Source organism: Chitinophaga sp. 10T418 (genome assembly GCF_056394125.1).
Genome location: NZ_JBFTHG010000002.1, coordinates 239,554 through 261,657, shown reverse-complemented (window position 1 = coordinate 261,657; position 22,104 = coordinate 239,554). Strand labels below are relative to the sequence as shown.

The following is a 22,104-nucleotide window of genomic DNA, read 5'->3' as shown; positions in this document are numbered from 1 at the left end:
ATTTAGGAAGATGCGTAATATATATTTACAAACAGTTGCACTGATCGCTATACTTTTTTGTAGCTGTACAAAAAGTTTCCTGGAGCAGACCAATCCAAATTCTGTATCGATTCAAAACTTCTATTCTTCTTAGACGGATGTACTCCTGGCACTGAATGGTTGTTATCAATCCATACGGAGCTCCAGTTGTCTCGGTGAGGAAAGTGACCTTTACAACGATCAGCGTTCAGGTGACACCGGTACAAATGATAATCAGTCCAGTGCAGGAGAACCCTTTCAGTTCAATAACTATGCTATCCTGCCAACGAATGGCTACCTGAAAAGTCATTGGACATCGTTGTATCAGGCGATTACCCGATGCAACTTTCTGCTGGCCAATATCGATAATGTAAAATTTACTGCCGATTCAGTAAAGGCCCAGTATAAAGCAGAAGCCAAATGTTTACGTGCATTGCTCTATTTCCACCTGGTGCGCAAATGGGGAGATGTACCAATGGTAACTAAACCACTCGACGGCCAGGCAGATGTAACCGCTGTTACCTTTCGTGTAAAGAGGTCAGAGGTGTATCAGCAGATCGTAGCTGACCTGAGAGATGCGGTGAACAGCCCTTTACCTGTAGTGCAACCGGGTGCTAACCGGGGGCATGTATCCAAACAGGCCGCCACTGCTATCCTGGGACAAGTGTATCTTACCCGCTATGCCACATTGGGTGGCGGTAATAGCGGTACAGCCGTTAATACAAAAGATCTGGACAGCGCTAACTACTACCTGACGGCCTGTTACAATATGCGTACTTTCAGCTCTCTTGCCACCATACCCTACAAAGATGTGTTTGATGTGAGTAAGAAAGCCACCTGCCCTGAACTGATCTGGCAGATTGTAAATCTTCAGGGAGATATCAACTATCATTCAAACATTGCCGCAGATGCACAGGCAAAAGGAGAAACGGTGAATTCACTGAAACCAGGAACGGGTGTGGGMTACAATGTGAAACATGATCTGGTGAATGAATACGAAGAAGGCGATCCCCGTGCATCTTTCTCCATTAAATTTGCCAACGATCCTATCGTTAAGGACTGGTATGTTACGAAATTCAGAGATACAACTTCTACTGCCGGAACAAGTGGCTATGGAGGGAATGACTGGATACTGATTCGTTATGCGGATGTGATACTGATGCTGGCAGAGGTGAACATGTACATAAACAATACGGCTACTGCCATTCAGTACCTGAACATAGTTAGAACCCGCGCTGGCATGCCTTCCTATGAAGCAACAATTGCCACGGATCCTGCTTATGTAAGCAAGTTCCCGACACTGAAACTGGCCATCCTTCATGAAAGAAGGTCAGAGCTGGCATTTGAACATCATCGTTGGTTCGACCTGCTTCGTTTTTTCAATACTGATGACCTGGTATCCTATATCCATTCAAAAAAGCAAGCTGACTGGGGAATAGGGCAGATCGCTAATTTTAATAGTAAGGATGTCTATTTCCCTATACCTTATAGTGAAACTATACTGAACCCTGCAGGGATGTATCAGAATCCGGGATATTGAGTGCCATGAAATAATTCCTGGTATTTTATTTACCGAAAGTTGATACGCTGCAAATAACGTATATGCGTTTTGGTAATTAATAAAACGGGGGACACATTCTTGTGTCCCCCTCATGCTGTAATCAAGTACTGTTTGCAGGAATAAGCTTCATCTATCATTCACCGGTATATCCGGTGGGTAAAACCCGTTTTCTGGCCTTTCGACCATTTTGTTCCCCATAGCATCAATGGCGTTTCCAGGTTTATGTATACTACTTCAGGCCGCAACCTCTTGTAATCAAGGCTGCGGCCTGCCTTTGAATGGCTCCTGAGGGAGTAGTGTTTATTGTATTGAACCCTTCACCTTGTTTACATCATCCAGAAAGTAATTTCCCTGGCGTTCATCAGTTCCGCATGAGTGAAGAAAAATCCCTCGTGGGGGATGCCGTCTATAAGCACTTTTTTAACTTTTGTATGTGTGGCTGAAAAATCCTTTCGCCGGATAGAAAGAAGGTGAGATTTTCCATCTGTATTGGTAAGCGTTATTTTTAATTCATCAAACAGTGGCACACCAACGGCGTAATCAGTACTTCCCGGACATACAGGATAGAAGCCCATAGAGGTAAATACTAACCAGGCAGACATTTGTCCGCAGTCATCATTTCCGGAAAGCCCATCGGGTATATTCCTGTAGTTTACGGGGGTATATTTGTAGATCTTCTGCCGGGTACTATCAGGTTTGTTGATATAATTGTAGAGGTAAGCATAGTGATGACCGGGCTCATTATCATGATGATAATGGCTGGAGTCGAAGTTTTCATTGAGTAATTTCTCAAATGCATTGGTTCCTCCCATTAGCTGAATAAGAGCAGGTATATCATGCATGGCGCCAAAAAGATAGGTCCATTTTGAACCTTCTGTCATTCCCTCATTGGATTTTTTCTCTGAAACAAATGATCCATTGGCATATCTGCTGATAAAGAAACCTGAACTCCGATCATATAAATGCTGGTAGTTCTTACTTCTTTTTATAAGGAAGTCAAATTCAGATGGATGGCCGGTTAACCGGGCCACTTGCGCTACGCACCAATCATCGTATGAATATTCAATGGTCTGCGAAACATTTTCATTCGTGCGTTCCAAAGGAATATATCCCATCTGATTATACCACGTAAGCCCGGCTCTGGCCTCATAGGCCGTCCAGGGTGCACGATCAGCCCATTTGTTGATACTATCTCCGGTAGGTGCTACAAAAGCATCCTTCTTCACCGCTTCCCAGGCAAGCGATCTGTCGAAGCCTTTTATCCCCTTAACCATGGCATCTGCAATAACAGCATCAGCATGTGTGCCTATCATAATATTTGTGTAGGTTGGATTCGGCCATTTGGGTAGCCAGCCACCTTCCTGGTACATCTGTAACAGTGATTGTATCATCGCCCCCGAACGATCCGGGGTGAGTAGATTTAACAAGGGGTGTTCTGCTCTGAATGTATCCCATAAGGAGAAATCGTTGTAGCTGACACCGTCATGAATAATATCATCAAATGCACTGTAATAGCGCCCGTATTCTGAAAATTCCCTGGGATATTGCATGGTACGGTAAAGCGCAGTATAAAAGCAGGTACGTTCATTCCTTTCTCCTCCGCGGATGGATATGAGCCCGAGATATTTATTCCACTCCCTTTTGGTTTTATCCATGACCGTCTGCATATCCCAACCGGGTATCTCTGTATTAAGATTGCTACGCGCCTGATCGATACTGATGAATGAAGTGCCCACCCTGGTCATGATCCGTTCTCCGTTTCCTGTAACAAATTTCAGAAAGGCTCCGCACCGGTCACCAGATTGTTCTTTCTGACCAACGAATATCTCATCTCTATAAGTCGTTCCAAAAGAAGCGGGACGTTTATTAAACTGCACTACAAAGTAGCCTTTGAAGTTCTTCAGTGGAGGGCCCAGATGCGCCGACTGACGGTCGGGATTGTAACCAATAAGTTCATTCCGCGTCTCATCATATTTGATCCAGCCAACAAAATTTTCTTGTCGGGATGCCTCAACAAATATATAGGAGCTATCAGATGCAGGGAATGTAAATTCCAGGAGACCGGCACGTGACGTGGCCGAAAGACAKGCCTTAATCTTTTCACCATTGGTGGTATTAAGCGTTACCGAATATCCATAAGGTGTAGATTTTTCATCCTGGTGAGAAAAAGTCATGGCCCTTTTTCTGTTGGTAAATAAAGTACCGGATTGGGGAGATATCGTTACCATTCCATAGTCTCCCATCCAAATGGCAGGTTGATGGGTAGCGGTAAATCCCATTATAGTTTTATCATCATAATGATAAGATGTTCTGGAGATAATACTTTCCCGGGTTTGAGCACACCACTGAGTCATTGCAAACGGAGGTGCAATGGCAGGAGTTAGCCCCCCATACTCCGTACTGTTACTTCCTGTTGTTCCAATCATTGAGTTGACCTCATCTACCGGCGATTGCGCTTTAGACATCGTTGTGCTGAATAGACAAACGGCACACATGAATAGGTAACAGACCGTTTTGCAAACAGCCAGTTGTATTCTTAACATGTTTTTTATATTTAAATGACAGAAACATACAAAAGTCTATATGCAATATTTGTGGAGCAACAGCTAATTTGACCAATTGAGGTGTTATTTTAACCCTGCTGGTGTTACGATGATTGTTTCGGTATACTCGCTTAGTATATTTGGAGTTAAATTACCTTGGGTTGGCGTTCAGAAAAGGTATTAACTCAGGCTTGATCATTTCAAAATCGAATAGTGTCTATTACACATGAATCCTGTCACCTGTAGCATAAACTGGAAAAGCTACCTTTCGTAAAAAAAGGTAGCCCCCGATTGTAATAGTATATCGCCTTTTTCTAAATCCTATCTGACTTGGTAAAAGGCCAAACAATTAAAGCAACAGGTCTAATGGACGACTTGATAGGCTCTCAGTCGCATTGGTAGCAATTGAAATGTTGGCATTTTCACTACATTCTTGCCTATATCCTCCTTTAACATTTTCTTCATTCGGCTATCAGGAATTGAATCCGGGCAAGGCTTGATATAGTAATAGTAATAAACGAAGGGTTGGTAAACTTCAAAATTTTGGCCGGCTCCTGGCGTCACCCGTTTCCAATCAGTTTCTTTGTAAAAAGGAATAACTCTGGCAAATTCATCCCGGAAGCCTTGAGGTAAATCTCTCGAATAATCAATACTATCCAACATCTTCCCGTTCCGAATGTGAAACGTAATTGTAGAATATACTGTGCACTGCGTATCCTCCGGCATTGGTGCCATCATCACTTGTCCAACTTTTTCAAAAAGTAATTTAGTATGCGTGTTATCAATCAATTTTGTCTGAGAGAAAGTTTCAATACTAAATAAAACAAGCAACCCTGCAAAGAGGTAGTTTTTCTTCATATTTATTGTCATATAACCCTATTTAATGATAAAAACAGTGATTTTAATATTACTGTTCTATTTACATTTTGTACCGCTAATTCCCATTTTGTAATAATTATTTATAGATTCGAATTTATTTCGATCTGCTAATGGTAATGCCTGATATACGTCAGTTAGTTCAAGTCCTCCCCAGCTTAGGGCAGTAGCTTCATTATAATCCATATCTGGAAACATTTCAGTTAGGGCATCAGCAAGTATACAAACATAATCATTTGCCATTTTTCTATGATCTCTTCCATTTCTATCCTCTTTTGTTGGATCCCATGTGGCAATAGCAAAATAGGCATGCAGAATTTCGTGCATAATTGTTGAAATAATATATTCCTGGGAAGCGTTTTGAAGATTCGTATTACTAAGTGTTATATAAGCATGGCAATTGGGAAAGAGTCCACTTGGTAGGGTCCTGGCATCGTAAATGCCCGTGTTGCCAGTGTGGAATTCCAATGTAGATTTTGCCTTTGCTCCAAAAAACTGATAAAGCATAATGCTATACCTTCCTGCAAAGATTTGCCCTTTCAGATTGCTTAGTGCTTGTTTTTGACATTTATCTTTTAGACTATCAACTACTTTTTTAATTTCATATAGTTGCGTGATTGGGACAACCGCAGGTGCCCCACTACTTGTTCCACCGCCACCACCAGCGGCACCGCCTCCTCCCGTAGATGGAGGGTCTGCGCAGACCATTGTGGTTGACTTATAATTGCAATCCCAATGTGCGCCGTCATCAAAGGTTCTGCAATCGTACCAATCCGTAACAGTACAGATTGTTGGCGCAGTAGTTTCAGTTGAAGGTGATTTCCTGATAGAAGTAGAAAATGTAGCGGGCGAAATTTTGTTGTTTTTGTTAGTCCAGGCGCTTAGAAAATTGCCTTTCCAGTCTTCTACCTTTGTAACGCCTTTAAATGGTAGCTTCCCCAGTAGATAATCTTTATCAGGTATCTGGGTTACCACTTCATAATGTGTAACCCCTTTGGGGTTAGTGTAAATCTTTAAAAAAGTCATCTCAGTAGCCGAAATGTGGCTACCGTCGCTGATAGTAATGTATTTCGCTTTTGAAATAAAAACGGGGACAGTTACAATTGTACCGGTATTGTCCTGAATGACCTTAGCTCCACTCCATAAGGGAAATTTATCCGGACGTTTATTTTTATTTACATCTGGGATAACCTCAGCGTTAAAGTAATTGTAAGCCGCGTCAATGATTTCTGACTCAGATGCAGCATTTGCAGGTGGGGCTTCCTCTTTTTTGTTACAAGCGAAAATTATCGTTCCGATAACTATAGCAATAAATAGGATTTTTCTCATGAATTTTAAGGTCGAATTTATTCATGCTTAAAACAGGAATTAACGAAGGTCGGGTTATACAATACCTGGGTTTAATTAATACTAGAGGAATATTAATTACTCTACCTGAAGATAAGTTATTATTATGATTAAAATAACGGTGGATTTGTTTCTTTCATGTCAAAAGGAACATACGTTTGACCTATTGACTGTAAAGAATTGATTGAAATGAATGCGTCAGATTCTAATTCAAAAAAAATGGGATATTATAAAGAAACAAAAAAGTAGCCCTCTAAAAGGCGATGCAGGGTATGTATTTCCAATCCTGATGGCAATTCACGACACACTAAGAAAAATTGACACTCGCATTGTAAGCTACTTTGATGCAACAGTAAATGCCATAATCCCTGGCGATATTTTTATTTCAGCGTATGTAAAAGCCTACAGAAAAATCATTTTGAACACCTATAGTTAACTATTTTATAGTTTGCTAAGCATAATAGATGTTTTCAACCAAGCTAAGAGTGGCGGTGCAAATCAGTATAAAATCCGAATATGAATTAACTCAATACACATCAATCAAGGAATAAAATTGAGAAGAAGTGGAGCGTTTCGGAGAATTGCAGGATCAAGTTGAAAATTGGAGGATAGTGTAAATTTTAAGCATAAATTTTATAGTGGATTAAGAGCCCCATCATTATAGTCAACATTACCTGCAAAATGTATTTTCATTACATTGATACCGTTGATGCTATGCCTGATACCCGCTATGTACCTATAGAAGCAGCGCAGGAGAGGTGGACTTGATGCGGGGATGAGTTCGGGATGTATAACCGGGATGAAATTGCATCAGAAGAAGGATGGAGGTGAGCACTGGCTATAGTAGGGCTGCTTCAGTACCAGGCTGTAGCTGCGAAAAGAAATATACTATTGAAAGGAAGCAGGTATAGAGGGTTTATTCATCAAAATATCTCCGGTGGCAAGATCGCTTTATTCCAGTTGAATGATAGCTGGATATGCGTGTGTATAGATAAGTTTGGGAAGCAATTTCGTCCGCTTGGGGTAAGTACGCTTATGGGCGTATTTGAGTACTTGTGGCGCTGCCACCGCAATAATATCGGCGGCCATACATTGCCTGTTGCCCGATGGGCCATCTTTGTACATCGCTCTTACCTGGAAAACTACTACCAGTGAACCCTCTCCGGGTACATCCAGCGAAACATTTGTTTCCTGGAAAGTGGTATTGGTATCTATCATTAGTGTAACCGTTTCGCGACCCACCACCGTTTCGCGACCCACCACCTGGCGTGATCTAAAATCAATACGCGTTGCGATCACTTTTACTTCCAGCGCAGCAATGCCTTTATACCCGGTGATGGTTTGTGCGGGAATATTTAATATTCCGTTGCTCAAAAGCCGGGGGGCCACTGGAAAGAAACGATCTACTCCGGTATGCTGATTGAAGCGGAAGCCTGTTAGTGCTTCATGATGATCGCCGGCAGCAATGAGCAGCTTGTTGAGCCGATTGATGTGCCCACCGTCACAATGGATATCCAGGTGAGGGTAGAAAGTCTTACGGATAAAAGCGCCTTTCCTGCTGGCGATGCCAAAGCGCCGGGATGCGCGGCGGGTAGCAGCCGTTTGCTGCACGCTTTCGGGCATGCTGCGCAGGAAGTATTTGCCATTGCGCTTATACCCAATGAGATTGCCGAGTTTTCCCGTAAAGGAAATGACAGACATTTGTTTTGCCATGAGAGATTATTTTGATTACTATAAATATAACACAATCCGGGGAACCTGTTTCCGGGACAGGTTGAAGATTAGCTACAGGGAGTGTAATGGGTATTGTTTAATATTCAAGGATAGTTCGATGGGGATTTGAGAATGACAAATACCAGTGTATTTGCATAGATATTTCCCAGGTTTTCAACTTGATCCAGATTGTTACATTCTATAAGTGTAGTTGAAGATTTCCATAAAAGAAAAAAGTCTGGACGACTGCCCAACGCCGTGATATCTAAAGCCAGAAATAATTGCATGTTTATCAAGCGGCAGAATTTTTTTCCATTCACCCAACCTTTTGCTGTTGAGCCCCCGTTTACTTTATTAAATAAACTGAATAGTATGAAAAATATGCCACTCTATTTAATGGGCCTCGTCCTGTTGGCTTTTGTTGTTTTTGGCTGCCGCAAACAGATGCAGGTAAATCCTACCGATAATCCGCTGTCATCCAGTTTTGCCAAAAAGGATTCCAGCCATCCGGGCGATACGATCCCACACGATACGATACATCATCCCGGCGACACCATCCCTCATCACCCCGGCGACACCATCCCTCATCACCCTGGCGATACCATTCCTCATCACCCCGGCGATACCATTCCTCATCACCCTGGCGACACCATCCCACATTATCCAGGCGATACTATTCCGCATCATCCTGATTCCACCCGGCATCGGCGGTAACTGTCCGTGATTGTTGTTCACATGCGCCGGATGATGGCGCATGCCATAAAATTATTATACTCACAATATTTATTCAAACAAACGTTGCCTTCACCTAAGTGTGATGGCAACGTTGCTATTTCTTACTGTCTAGGAAAACACCCATTGGAAGATATTTTACAACTGATAGCGGAATGTGCTGACAATAACCGTCTAAGCCAGGAAAAGCTTTACTACAGGCTTTATCCGGCATTTTTTTTACTATGTCGTAAATTTTTCAGTGACAACAATGACGCGTTGGAAGCATTGAATGATGGTATGATTTTAGTTTTCCGGCACATAAAAAAATACGATGCTGCCAAAGGAGCGTTCTTTAACTGGGCTTATACGGTTGTCAGAAATGCGGCGCTAGATAAGCTAAAACAACATAAATGGCCGGAACACCAGGAACTGGATATTTTTTTGCCGGAGAAAAAAGAGAACCTGTTGGGCGAGCTGGAATGGAAGGATATTTATAAACTACTGGATTACCTTCCGCCTGCTACCAGGACCATTTGTTCTTTATATTATCTGGAAGATTTATCCATAAAGGAAATCAGTGAACGGCTGAAACTTAGTGCAGGCACTATAAAATGGCATCTGAGCGAAACAAGAACCCGGTTAAAGCCCGTATTTACAGCATACTATCTGAATAAATAATTACATCTGTGAGCGCATCTAACTTAGGCAACGAGTATATAAACGAGGAAAATTCACCTATTCCTATTCCTCCTGCAAAGGATGGATGGGCAGATATGGAGCGCAGGCTAAATGCCACTCCACCGGAGGTGCACCTGAATAAAAGACTACCATTTTTACACAAAGCAGCTTTGTTGGCCGGAATGGCGGCCGTTTCCGGTATTGCATTTGCCATCGCTTATCATGCCATTATCCGACCAGACACCAACCATTCACACCAATTGCATCCTACCTTAACAGAGACCTCTTCAGCAAGAATGCCTGCTGATGAAAATATGGATACCTTACCACACAACTATTTCTCTCTGGAAAAATATTTACCGTCAACATCGGGCATAGTTGGTGCAGAGGGACTACACGGCATACCTCCCGTTATTCTCATATCTGACATCAACAGTACAGGAGTGAATACTCAACCTCCTGCAGACGAGGCCAGTGCCGGCATTGAGATGAATGCTACCCGCGCTGAACGTCAAACGACCACAGGAAATAATCTTAACACGGACATCCGTAATACTGGTGTTAACGCTACCACTGTTGCACGCAGAGAAACAAAAGGTGCTACCGTTCATCCAGTGACACCTGGTCCCGGTAGCGAGGCAGGGGGGAGTCCTGCTACTCATCATGCGGGTACAGGAAGAGATATCAGTATTAATAAGAAAATGAACGTTGCTACTAAGCTGGATACCAACAACGCCGGCCCGAAACCATCCGCTAACAATACTTCCGGGGGGCTTAACATTTCCGGTGCTTCCGCCATTCTATTTCCTGAAGTTAATATCAATACTTCCTCCAGAGCACCGGAAACTTCCCGGCTGTTACTGCAATCGTTGCCGCTATATGCTGGAAACAGGAGCGCTTTGCACCATCAGCCACCCAACAACATTGCCTCACATCTTAATATAATCAGGAAACATGAATTACCGGAATGGCAGCTGTTTCTACAATGGCAGCCGCCTATTCCACTTTCCGGCAGCACTTATTATTTAAGCGGCCCCAATGGAAACAACCAGGTGTATCGTCTGCTGATACCGGGTATCCGCGCTGTCAGGAAATGGAATGCTAACTCCATTTCACTGGATCTGACACCTTTTACGGCACAGATGTATAATGATCCGCTGATCCGGGAAAATAAAAGCAGGAACCCCGACAGCTCTATCAACAAAACCAAAACAATGCTGCGCAAAGAATTCGGAGCCAGCATGGCACTACTTTACCACCGCCGTATTTTTGAACAGTGGCAGGTGGCCGCAGGCATTCAATTTAATTACTGGATGAACCGGTCAACTGATGTGCAAACTGTACGCTATCTGCCCTGGGGCAGCAATGGCGCAGATTCAAGTAACAGGGTGGTAAAAGAAAGTATTCAATGGCAACAGTGGAAGATACCGCTGGAGGTGTATTACAATGCTCCTCGCTGGCAGGCAGGTGTACGGGTGGAGATACCACTTAATGTCAACCGTAGCGACAGCATCATCGCCAGCATAAAAGCACCTGTTCAGTTACAGCTGATGCTCCGATACAAACTGCTGACGCGGCGTAAATAATCAGGAAGTGTTGATAGATAATGTAGGATTTGATAAAAAAGCCATAAAGCTGCCCTGCCTGGTGGACAGTCGTCTATTGGATTACAGCGTCTGGAAATTGAATCACCATTAATGGAGTTCGCTGAAATTCATTATCTGCAGCATTCGAAGCCTTCACCTGGTCTTCTTCCAAAAAGGACAAGCTCTCTATACATATAAAGGATGGCGACGTAAGGCAGCAATTCTGGAACCTGGCAATAGCCCTATTACAGGGCGGCAGGGAAAGGACTACCTATTTTTAAATTGTATCAAAAAATAATTTGATTTTTAAAAAATATAATATTTATATTTGAGTGTGTACTGAGAATTGTTACGAGAATTATTTCAGTTAGTTATCCGACCCAACAGACAAACCAAATCTAATCAGTTTTCCAGAGTAGCATATTAATCAATAGAGCAGAGCCCTTTATCGTATTTAGTTTATGTCACAACTATAACCCGTTCCCGTGAAATCTTCATTTTTCATGATTGGATGCTGTATGCTTATATGTGTCCAGTCATTCGCTCAATCTGACAGTTTAGCCTATAAAAAGAAAAAGCCCTTGTCTGCCGATGAATGGCTTGTAAAATTAGACGGTACCACCGCACAAACGCAGGAGAAATTATTGACGGCCACGAAAAGGAGTCTGCAAAAGCTCCGGATGCAGGAGGATAAATTATTGAGTAAAGTAAAGAAGAAGGATACTTTATTAAATAATGGATCACTTCTATCAACAGCCGTCTTTTATGAAGGATTACAGAAAAGGATAAATTCCGCGAAACAATTACCTGCACAGGCTTTCTCTGATGTATACAGCAGCAAACTGGATTCCCTGAAAACAGCCATGAAATTTCTTTCCCAGCGCAACCTGCTGCAATCTGTTCAGGCGCAGAAACAATACCAGCAGCTGCTTTCACAATATAGTGACCTGCAGCAAAAATTTAATGAAACAGGTAATATCAGCCAGTTATTGATGGAACGGCAACAACAGTTGTTGGATAAGATACCACAGCTGGGACGTTATAAGGGATTCCGGAAAATGCAGGAACAGGTGGCTGGGTATCGTTCAAAAATAAGTGCCTGCAAAGAGGTATGGGAGAATCCTTMCAAGCTGGAAAGTAAGCTCACCGGCCTGTTAGCAGGTAATCCCGATTTCCGTAATTTCTTTAAAAATAATTCTGACCTGGGCAGCATCTTTCAACTGGGCAGCGGCCAGGATAATGCTGCAAATGCTGCTAATCTGCAGACCAGGGAGGCCGTCAACCAGGTTATAACGCAGCGTACCGGTTTGGCCGGCAATATACAATCAAGGATACAGGAAAGCCTTCCATCCGGCGCCGGCCAGGTGGACGGTATGTTGTCAGATCTGCAGGGACTGACAGATCTGAAAAAAGAGAATCTTGGTCTAACAGGCGCCCATCCTGGATTTAAGCGCAGGAAATCTTTTCGTGAAAGATTGGAATACTCCACCAATATACAAACTGTGCGTGCTGATAACTTCTTTCCGGCAACAACAGATCTTGGCCTTGCTGTAGGCTACCGGTTTAATGAACGTAGCACGGCCGGTTTGGGATCGAGCGGAAAGATAGGCTGGGGGAAAGGATTTCAGGATATCAATATCACGGGGCAGGGCTTATCCCTGCGTTCATTCGTAGACATAAAACTTAAAGGAAGCATCTGGATCTCCGGAGGTTGGGAATTTAATTACCAACAACCATTTCATACGCTGCGAACGTTGCAACAGGTATCTGATTGGAAACAGAGCGCCCTGCTTGGGGTAACAAAAAAACTAAATATTGGATCCGGATTATTTAAGAGCTATGAAATAAAGCTCCTTTACGATTTTCTATACAGATACCAGATTCCTGTCACCACGCCATTTAAATTCAGAATAGGTTACAGTTTATAAAACCCATTATTCTTATGCTATGAAATTACTATCAAGAAGCCTTTGCCAGGCCCTCTTCCTTTGCGTTTTTTTTCATACAACGCTGATAGCCCAATCATTAAAATCTTATGTTCCTCCGGGACCCAATGCTGCCAGCCTTGGGGTTTATGGACAAGTACCTGTGAGCGAGTATAGCGGTGTGCCGGAAATCAGTATTCCGCTTCACACCATCAGTACCGGGGACTTTAACATGCCGGTATCTATATCTTACCACGGGAGGGGATTCAGGACTTCTGATGAAGCTTCCTGGGTAGGCCTGGGATGGGCATTGAATATAGGTGGGGTGATCACCCGGTCCAAACGTCAGCTTGATGATTTTGCGCAATGGGGGTATTTCAGAAAGAATACTTTTCCTCCCGGATTTCCTGATTTATGTCACGAGGATATAGATCAGGAGCCGGATATGTTCTATTATAACTTCAATGGATATACGGGGAAGTTTGTATTGGACGTAGGAACAGGCGGACAACCATTTACGCTCCGTTCCTTTACCCAGGAAAATATACGTTTTGAATATGACATGATCAATTCTGCCTGGATGCTTACTACCGATGACGGTGTAAAGTATGTGTTTGCTAAAACTGAAATGACCACGGAACGCACGATTAGCCCGGCAGCGGAAGGCCCCAATAAGGATAAATCAGAAACATACATTTCCAGTTGGTTTATCTCTGCTGTTATTTTACCGGATAATTCCAGGATCACCTATACTTATCAGACACCGCTGAATACTAAAATATCCAGATCTACTTCTTCATCGGTCACCTCTTCCCTGGTATCTATATATCCCCCCGAGCTGGGCAGCGGATGCTGCGCACCTGGATCCGTTGAGCCGGGAACGTTCTACAGCTACTCCAACACCACTATTTTGTCTGATGATGTGGTATTGACCCAGGTGGATTATCCTACAGGAAAGATAGTGCTGAACACCAGTAACAGAACGGATCTGCAGGTAGGGCCAGGGTTGCCTCCAAGTAAAAAGCTGGACAAAATAGATATTTACATGAAGGTTTCAGGGACAGACGTTTATCTGAAGTCCTTTCAGATGGGCTATGATTACTTCAGCTCAGGCAGTACTGCTCCTCCGGCTATTTCTACCCGTTTGCGGCTACGGAGTATTAATGAAAAGACCCAGACAGCTGCTTTTAAACCGTACTCGTTTTATTACATCAGTGACTATGTGTATGATAAATCTTCATACGGAGGATTTATGGGAAGCAACGGTATTATACAATCTATCGTTTATCCTACCGGTGGTAGTACCCGTTTCCAGTTCGAACCTAATGAAGCCGCTAGTCTCATCCCAGGTCCGAAAGGATTACGCATCAGGCAAATCTATGCCCTGGACCCGACCAATAAACTCGATGTCCGCAATTTTGAATATACCGGTGGAAAGCTCATGGGAGATGAATACGAATTCTTCTCCGCAGACGTGAATACTCCCATTACATTACAGCCCGGCTCCTGTTGTTCCTACCAGACTACTATCTATGGATCAATGCGTCGCAAAATCGTTGCTTCGGCTAACTATTCCACCATGAGCGAAACGGTGAATGGTACTACGCTCGGATATGATAAGGTGGTTACTTATTTTGGTGAGAATGGTGAGAATGGCAAAAGAGAGGCTTACTTTGAAAACGTTGTGCCTCCTGCTACCAATTATCATTCAGGTATTTTTCCTGTTCCGGTGCCATTGGATATATCTGCCAGAAACGGAAATCTGAATGATGAATATACTTATAGTAACGTAAATGGCACTTATGTGCTGGTGAACCGGGTCCACAATGAATATTCCTCCGCTAATGCCAAAGTGATGCATGTAAGGCGTTTTGCTTATGACAAGTGTGAGGATTTTCCTTATAATATTACCACTGAGTGGATCCGGCCAAGTCTTCAAACAGTATACAATTATGATCAGAATGGTGCTAATCCGGTGGTTAATACCACCCAGTATTACTATGATCAGACCGGTAATAGTCACCCAACACGGATTGTCAGTACCGATAGCAAAAACAATACGATTCAAACAACGAATCACTATGTGCAGGAAAAAGCGTCCCTGCTGGGCGGCGTTTATGCAGCTATGCTGAGTAAGAACATGATAGGTGCAGTGATAGATGAAGATTATCTCAAGGACAATGTTTTGCTGACAAAGAAAAGCAGAACTTATAAAGACTGGTTTAATAATGGGAAAGTAATCAGGCTAAATGAAGAATATATTCAGAAGGGACCTATCGGAAGTCTTCAACTGGAAATGAAGTATAATGATTACCTGGAGAATGGGAAAGTAGCTTCCTTCTCCAAGAGCGGGGGTAAACCTGTTTCCTACATCTGGGGATATGACGATACTTACCCGATTGCAGAAGTTAATAATGCGTCATTGCAGCCTGTCAATGAGATTATACCCAGAAGCCAGGTGGCAGGCCAGTTCCTTGATTTATCTGCACCGGTGCCTTCTGTTAGCTTCACGCCCTTTACCACCAATCTTGGTCAATCCGTCACTTATACAATCAAAGTGATCCTGGAAGGTACCAATCCGAGTGGGATGATTACGGTAAACCTACGAAGCAGTAACGGAACGATTCATTCTTCCAGTCATTACAGCGCCAATACTTACACTGAAACCGCACAGTTACCTGAAGGAACTGATTCCTATTATTTTTCGGTGAACTGGACCGGCGTATCAGCAACTTTGGCCAGGGTAGACATCAAGATTAATTATAACGAAGCCCGTGTCCATAAAAGTATCTTCCACACCAGCTTTGAAGACCTGACCACTGGCTTTCAGAGCGAAGCTAAAACAGGTAACAAAAGCATTACCGGTCCCTTTAATGTACCGATGCCCTGGACGGTAGGGAAATATATATTGTCGTGGTGGGAAAAAACGGCCGGCAGTAGCGGTGTATGGGTATACAAGGAACAACCTGTTGCTATCACTGCCACTAACGCTGCCGATTATACGATTGGGAGTAGTACGGTTTTACTCGATGAGGTACGGCTGTATCCTGCTGATGCATTGATGCGCACCTACACTTATAAGCCGGGTATTGGTATGTTGACCAAGTGTGATGAAAGAAATGTTGTTACCTATTATGAGTATGATGATCTGCTGAGATTGAAAATAATCAGGGACGAAGACCGGAATATCCAGAAGACAGTTGACTACAACTATAAAAATTATTAACTCATTTAACGATACCCGTATGAAACGATTTTTCCATCACAGGTTCGTAGTCAGGTTGCTGCTAATAATCTGTTACTCCCTTTTTTCTTTAAATGGCTTTTCCCAATTTACTATATCCGGTGCCACCTGTGTAGTATCTGGTACCTCCAACTATTATGCTATTGGAGGCGACTGGTCGATTAATACACAAATGACGTGGTGTACAGATAACGGGATCATTACAAATAGTACTGGTACCTGCAGGTCTGGCACACCATTGCCTTCCATTCAGATCACGTGGGGCAATCCGGGAACAGCCACGGTGACTTGCCAGTTAAGTGGCAGAAATGCCAGTCTTACAGTAGCTGTTGTAGCCCCATTTACGCCAGGTAATATTACTTCTGCTACCACTCAGCAGATAGCCTACAATACCGTGCCGGCTACTATCAGTTGCGCACCGGGAACAGGGGGCACCTGTAATCCCTCGTTTGTTTATCAATGGCAATCCTCCACAGATAATACTAACTGGACGGACATTGGCGGTGCTACCGGGGTTAATTTGTCTTTCTCCACCGGCCTTACCAATACTACTTCTTACAGAAGAAGAACCGTTTCCGGAAGTACGGAAGGATACTCTAATGTGGCCACTGTTTATGTAACAGCGCCATTGGTAGCTGGTAGTATCGGACCGGTTTCACAAAATATTGTGTACTACCAGGCCCCCGCCAACATTACGGGACCTGCGGCATCAGGAGGCGACTGTAGCGGCAACTATATTTACCAGTGGCAGTCCGGTACGAACGGAACTAATTTCACCGATATCAGCGGCGCCAATGGCGTATCCCTGGTGTTTCAGGGGTCATCGGATCTTACTGTCAATACCTATTTCAGAAGAAGGGTAACCTGTGGTAGCGCAGTAGGATATACCAATAATGCTTTGGTAAAAGTATTTCCGTATTTATCTGCCGGTTCTCTCCAGGCAACAAATACACAGGTCATCTACAATACCAGTCCCGGTATCATACAGGGAACACCGTCCACCGGAGGAAGCTGTGACGGCGCTTATGTTTATAAGTGGATCAAAAGTCCGGACGGTAACCAATTTGAAGTGATCAATGGCGCCACCGGCGTAAGCTACACACCTGGCCCCCTGACGGCCACCACCTTTTTTTATCGTCAAACTATCTGTGGTACGGATGTAGTGAGTGCGAATACAGTGCAGATAACCGTGGCGCCTGCATTGCAGGGTGGCAGCATTTCAGCACCGGTATTAAATATACCCGGCGGCACACCATCCGGTAATATTACCGGTACTGCTGCCGCCGGTGGAAATTGTAATGGTGCTTATAGTTACCAGTGGCAGTCTTCTCCCAACGCGGTCATGTTTACCAATATTCCGGGCGCTACTACTATAAATTTTGATCCCGGAGTACTCACTGCCACTACTTCTTACAGGCGCGTGGTAAGTTGTGCAACAGAAACATCTTTCAGCAACATCGTAACTATTGTAGTGCAGCAGGCTCCCGCCGATGCGCTTAATATGAACTATATCCGTACCCGTAGCTTCCTCAAACCCCTTATCGTAGATAAGGCGGTGGCAGATGCCCAGGCCAATCCAGACGAGGTGCGGCAGGTAACGGAATACTTCGACGGCCTTGGCAGGTTGATCCAGAAAGTGTCTAAACAGCAAAGCGGGAGTGGAGTTCCTGCCGACCTGGTGCAACCGTTGGAATATGATGCATACGGTAGGGAGAGCAATAAGTATATGCCGTATGTATCGGCAGGATCTGATGGCAATTACAAGATCAACCCACTGACGGAACAACAGAGTTTTAATGCGGCCCAGTTTCCCGGTGAATCCTCTTTTGTGGAGAAAGTGAGTTATGAAGCATCTCCACTTAACAGGGTTATAAAAACCAATGCTCCGGGCGCAAGTTGGTCCGGCAGTAACAGGGGGGTAGGTGTACAATTCTTCACCAATACTGCCGCAGATGAGGTAAGGATCTGGAATATAAATACGGATGGTACTTATACTTCGCCTTCTGCTTATCCCGGCGGTACACTTTACAAATCCATTACCACCAATGAGAACGGCAAACAGGTGGTGGAGTATATTGACAAAAACAATAACCTGGTACTGAAAAAAGTCCAGCTGGCGGATGCTCCCGGTGTTAATCACACAGGATGGTTATGTACTTATTATGTCTATGATGACTACAAAAACCTGGTGATGGTGATACAGCCGGCCGGGGTAGAATTACTGATTAAGAATGCCACCTGGAATCCGGCCGCCGTAGCAAATCTGATTACACAATATTGTTTTGAGTATGCTTACGATGTACAGGGAAGAACCATATCCAAAAGAATACCCGGAGCCACTCCAATGTACACCGTGTATGACCAGTGGGGGCGGGTAGTATTAACGCAGAGCGGAGAATTACGGAAGACCAACAAATGGATCTTTACCAAGTATGATGGTCTGGACAGGGTGGTGATGACAGGCTTTTACTCAGATGCTAGTCATATTGGTTTGGCGCAGATGAAAAGCTATGTGGACGCCAGCACCACTACGCTTGCCCGTGCAGAAAAAAGAGATATTGGCACTGCCCATGGTTATACCACCAGTCTCAGTTTCCCGTCAGTGTTGAATCCGCCTTTTCTCACAGTGAGTTATTATGATGATTACGACTGGTGCAGCACACAGGGTATCAGTGCGGTCAAAAATAACAGCTACGACAGCAAGCTGCCGGCTGCTTCCAACACAGTTTATCCCTATCCGCAGTCCATTGCACAGGGTACACAAATAAGGGGTTTGACTACTGGTGTGAAGAACCTGATACTGGACGATGGGAATACGGCTACGGTGAGCGTGAATTTCTATAATGCTAAGCAGCAATTGGTTCAGTCGCAGACCAAACAGCAAACAGGAGGGATAGACATTATCACTACCCAATATGACTTTGCAGGAAGGGTAAATGCAAGTTATCTCAAGCAGGAGAAAGCGGGTGCCAATGCACAGGTACATGAAGTACTCACCCGCAGTACCTACAATCATGTGGGACTGCTGAGCGTGCGTAAGAAAATATCCTCTTCACTGGCTGCCGACAAACCGGAACAGTCCATCGTTACCTACGAATACAATAAACTGGGTGAACCGCTGCGCAAGAAGCTGGGCGCTAACGACKGCGCCCTTGAATCAGTTGATTATAGCTACAATGTAAGAGGATGGGTGAACGGCATCAACAGCGATTACGTAAAAGGTAATGGCACCCACTATTTCGGGATGGTGATCGGATACGATAAAACCGATGCAGGTATCCCGGGCACGGCTTACCAGGCTGCCAGGTTCAATGGCAGCATCGGTGGAGTAGTATGGAAAAGCAAGGGAGATGGGATACTCCGCAAGTATGACTACAGCTATGATAACCTGGACCGGTTGAATAAGGCTGATTTTACCCAAAACCAGGACAACAGTGGTTGGTCTGCCGCCAGTGTTGATTTTAGTGTATACGGGGCTCCTGAGCATGGCAATAAGATCGGGTATGATGCAAACGGTAACCTGCTGAGTCTTTTCCAGAACGGACTGAAAATAGGGGCTTCCGCACCGCTGGATAAGATGCGCTATACCTATGCTGCCGGCGGGAGCAGTAACCAGCTACTGGCCGTAACAGAAGATGCATCCATCGGGCTTACCAATAATAAGCTGGGTGATTTTACGGATGTCAACCGGAGTAACGATGATTATTCTTATGACGCCAATGGCAACATGCTAACGGATAAGAATAAACGAATCAGCAACATTGTTTATAATCACCTGAACCTTCCCCGGACCATCACGCTGCTTAAGAGTGATGGAACATCCAAAGGTACCATAGAGTATATCTATGATGCCTCAGGAAACAAGCTGACAAAAAAGATAAATGAAACGGGCAAGCCGGTAAAAATTTTCCAGTATCTCGACAATGCAGTATATGAAGATGACGAGCTGAAATATTTCCAGCATGAAGAAGGCCGCATCCGCTTTACGAAAGGCATAGGTAGTAGCCTGGGCAGGTATGATTTTGACTACCTGTTAAAAGATTACCTGGGCAATGTCCGGATGGTATTGACAGAGGAAGTACAAACGGACGCTTACCCTGCATTATCCTTTGAAGGTGCATCCGGTAGTCCCGAGGTGGTAACACAGGATAATAATTATGAGAATCGTGCTGGTAACAGCATCGCTGTTGCCAGCAGCCGGACCGCCTGGCCGTCTGCTTATAAAGCCAATAACCCGGTAGCACCCGGCACGGTGAATGATTACGGTATGCTTGTGAAAAAGAGCGCTGGTGCTATTGGTGGAGCTAAGCTGCTGAAAGTCATGAGCGGCGACAGGCTGCATGTAAAGGTAGACTACTGGTATGATGTACCCAATGCTAATAATACCGGGGCTAATGGAGCGCAAAGCATTGTCGCCAGCCTGTTGAACGTACTTACTGCAAGTGCAGTGCCTTCTGAACTCATCAAGGGCAATGTATCAGCCATTACAAGTGGACTCTCCGGCAATGCTGACCTGGCAAATCTGCTGAATACCAACCCCGCCACCAGCGGTACCAACCAGGCACCCAAGGCATATCTGAACATTATATTCTTTAATGAGCAACTGCAGTTTGACAAAGTAAACAGTAAAGTTTTCCCTATAGGCTATATCAGTAATAAGGTAAAACAGACGATTGATAAATCGTTGTCCAATGCCATTAATGTCAATAAGAACGGATATGCCTATATCTATTACAGTAATGAAACAGAGGAAGCGGTATATTTCGACAATTTCCAGGTAACGCAGCAACGTAGTGCGATTCTTGAGGAAACGCATTACTATCCTTTTGGAGGAAGACTGGAAGGTATTTGCAGTAAGGCATTCGGTAAGCAGGCTAACGATTTTCAGTTTGGTGGCAAGGAGTTGCAAAGTCGTGAATTCAGTGATGGGGAAGGGTTGCAATGGCTGGATTTTGAGGCACGCATGTATGATCCGCAGATTGGCAGATGGTTTACCCCGGATCCGCGGGCAGATGAAATGAGGAGGTGGTCGCCTTATAATTACGCTTTTGATAACCCTATCAGGTTCGTTGATCCGGATGGAATGTCACCCGTTGATGGTCCGGGTCCCCGTAACAGGATGGACCAAATGATGGCCAATTATATAGCGAGAGGATTGAGGGTTCCGGGAAGGGATAATGGTGATCATGGCGTGGATCCAAAACTGCAGGCTTACTTTAACTTTATGATGGATAAAGCCATCCCTGCAAGTAAGCCTTTTGTAAAAGCAATGGATTTTGCGCAGGAAGTTGTAGAAGGATTTGTACCTTTCGTAGACGCTGCTAAAGAGTTTAAAAAAGGGAATTACATTACCGGCGTATTATATGCTGCCGTTGACGTGGCAGGAGAATCGTTACTAAAAGGGGCGGCTAAAGGCCTCACCAAGGTGACGATGAAGATAGCCGAGAAAGTCCTTGTAAAGGAAATATCGGAGCAGGCGGTGAAGATGGCGGAAAGAGCCACAGTGAGGGTGGTGGTAAACGGAAATGAGCATTTAATTCCGAAGGGACTGACCAATACAGAACTGATACAGTTTGGCGCGAATGAGGCAGAAAGGATAGTAGGTGGTACGGGGAGATATGCGGGGACGCAGAAACACACTTATGTCAATGCACTGCTGGATCGGTTTGAGCGTATTGACGGAACGAGGGGTTTCCAGTACGATGTGTATTTTGGACCTGAAAACGGTAACGGGCGCGGGTTCCTGGATTTATGGGATCCGCAGAATAATATGATATATGATTTTAAATTTGGGTATCCGAACAAAACGCCTGCTATGTTGAACAATTCTCCCCAAATGATCAGGTATCGTAATGAGTTTACAGGTGCATCATCAACAATTATCAAACCAACTAAGTAA

At 44.1% G+C, this 22,104-nt stretch carries 12 protein-coding genes; 8 read left to right on the top strand and 4 right to left on the bottom strand.

Features of this window, described 5'->3' with window-relative positions:
* Window positions 1-145: 145 nt before the first annotated feature.
* A complete protein-coding gene (locus tag AC1DCV_RS05420; RefSeq protein WP_477022749.1) occupies window positions 146-1,558 on the top strand; it encodes a RagB/SusD family nutrient uptake outer membrane protein in 1,413 nt (470 codons plus the stop codon).
* Between the two features lie 347 nt (window positions 1,559-1,905).
* On the opposite strand, the gene AC1DCV_RS05415 is transcribed toward AC1DCV_RS05420, so the two are convergent.
* From AC1DCV_RS05415 to AC1DCV_RS05405, 3 genes are all read right to left on the bottom strand, one after another.
* On the bottom strand, window positions 1,906-4,074 hold the full coding sequence (locus AC1DCV_RS05415) for a GH92 family glycosyl hydrolase (RefSeq protein ID WP_477022748.1): 2,169 nt from the start codon (window positions 4,072-4,074) through the stop codon (window positions 1,906-1,908).
* Window positions 4,075-4,485: 411 nt separating this feature from the next.
* Window positions 4,486-4,980, bottom strand: a complete 495-nt coding sequence (locus tag AC1DCV_RS05410; protein ID WP_477022216.1) for a hypothetical protein — start codon at window positions 4,978-4,980, stop codon at window positions 4,486-4,488.
* Window positions 4,981-5,037: 57 nt separating this feature from the next.
* Window positions 5,038-6,327, bottom strand: coding sequence for a hypothetical protein (locus tag AC1DCV_RS05405; protein ID WP_477022215.1), 1,290 nt, complete (start codon window positions 6,325-6,327; stop codon window positions 5,038-5,040).
* A gap of 211 nt (window positions 6,328-6,538) precedes the next feature.
* Between AC1DCV_RS05405 and AC1DCV_RS05400 the strand changes: the two genes are divergently transcribed.
* Entirely contained in the window at window positions 6,539-6,781 is a 243-nt protein-coding gene (locus tag AC1DCV_RS05400) for a hypothetical protein (protein WP_477022214.1), read from the top strand.
* A 515-nt stretch (window positions 6,782-7,296) separates the two neighbouring features.
* Here AC1DCV_RS05400 and AC1DCV_RS05395 read toward each other — a convergent pair.
* The gene (locus tag AC1DCV_RS05395) at window positions 7,297-8,058 is read right to left on the bottom strand and encodes a hypothetical protein (protein WP_477022213.1); all 762 of its coding nucleotides are present in this window, start codon (window positions 8,056-8,058) and stop codon (window positions 7,297-7,299) included.
* 372 nt (window positions 8,059-8,430) lie between these two features.
* Here AC1DCV_RS05395 and AC1DCV_RS05390 point away from each other — a divergent pair, with 372 nt between their 5' ends.
* The 6 genes from AC1DCV_RS05390 (at window position 8,431) to AC1DCV_RS05365 (ending at window position 22,104) form a co-directional block, all read left to right on the top strand.
* Window positions 8,431-8,772 carry a hypothetical protein gene (locus AC1DCV_RS05390; protein WP_477022212.1) on the top strand — a complete coding sequence of 114 codons (342 nt, stop codon included), beginning with the start codon at window positions 8,431-8,433 and terminating at the stop codon, window positions 8,770-8,772.
* Window positions 8,773-8,916: 144 nt separating this feature from the next.
* Window positions 8,917-9,450 (top strand): RNA polymerase sigma factor, encoded by a 534-nt coding sequence (locus tag AC1DCV_RS05385; protein WP_477022211.1) that lies wholly within the window; start codon window positions 8,917-8,919, stop codon window positions 9,448-9,450.
* A gap of 8 nt (window positions 9,451-9,458) precedes the next feature.
* Window positions 9,459-11,036, top strand: coding sequence for a hypothetical protein (locus AC1DCV_RS05380; RefSeq protein WP_477022210.1), 1,578 nt, complete (start codon window positions 9,459-9,461; stop codon window positions 11,034-11,036).
* 518 nt (window positions 11,037-11,554) lie between these two features.
* The gene (locus AC1DCV_RS05375; RefSeq protein ID WP_477022209.1) at window positions 11,555-12,964 is read left to right on the top strand and encodes a hypothetical protein; all 1,410 of its coding nucleotides are present in this window, start codon (window positions 11,555-11,557) and stop codon (window positions 12,962-12,964) included.
* A 19-nt stretch (window positions 12,965-12,983) separates the two neighbouring features.
* Window positions 12,984-16,187, top strand: a complete 3,204-nt coding sequence (locus tag AC1DCV_RS05370; protein ID WP_477022208.1) for a hypothetical protein — start codon at window positions 12,984-12,986, stop codon at window positions 16,185-16,187.
* Window positions 16,188-16,206: 19 nt separating this feature from the next.
* The gene (locus tag AC1DCV_RS05365) at window positions 16,207-22,104 is read left to right on the top strand and encodes a DUF6443 domain-containing protein (protein WP_477022207.1); all 5,898 of its coding nucleotides are present in this window, start codon (window positions 16,207-16,209) and stop codon (window positions 22,102-22,104) included.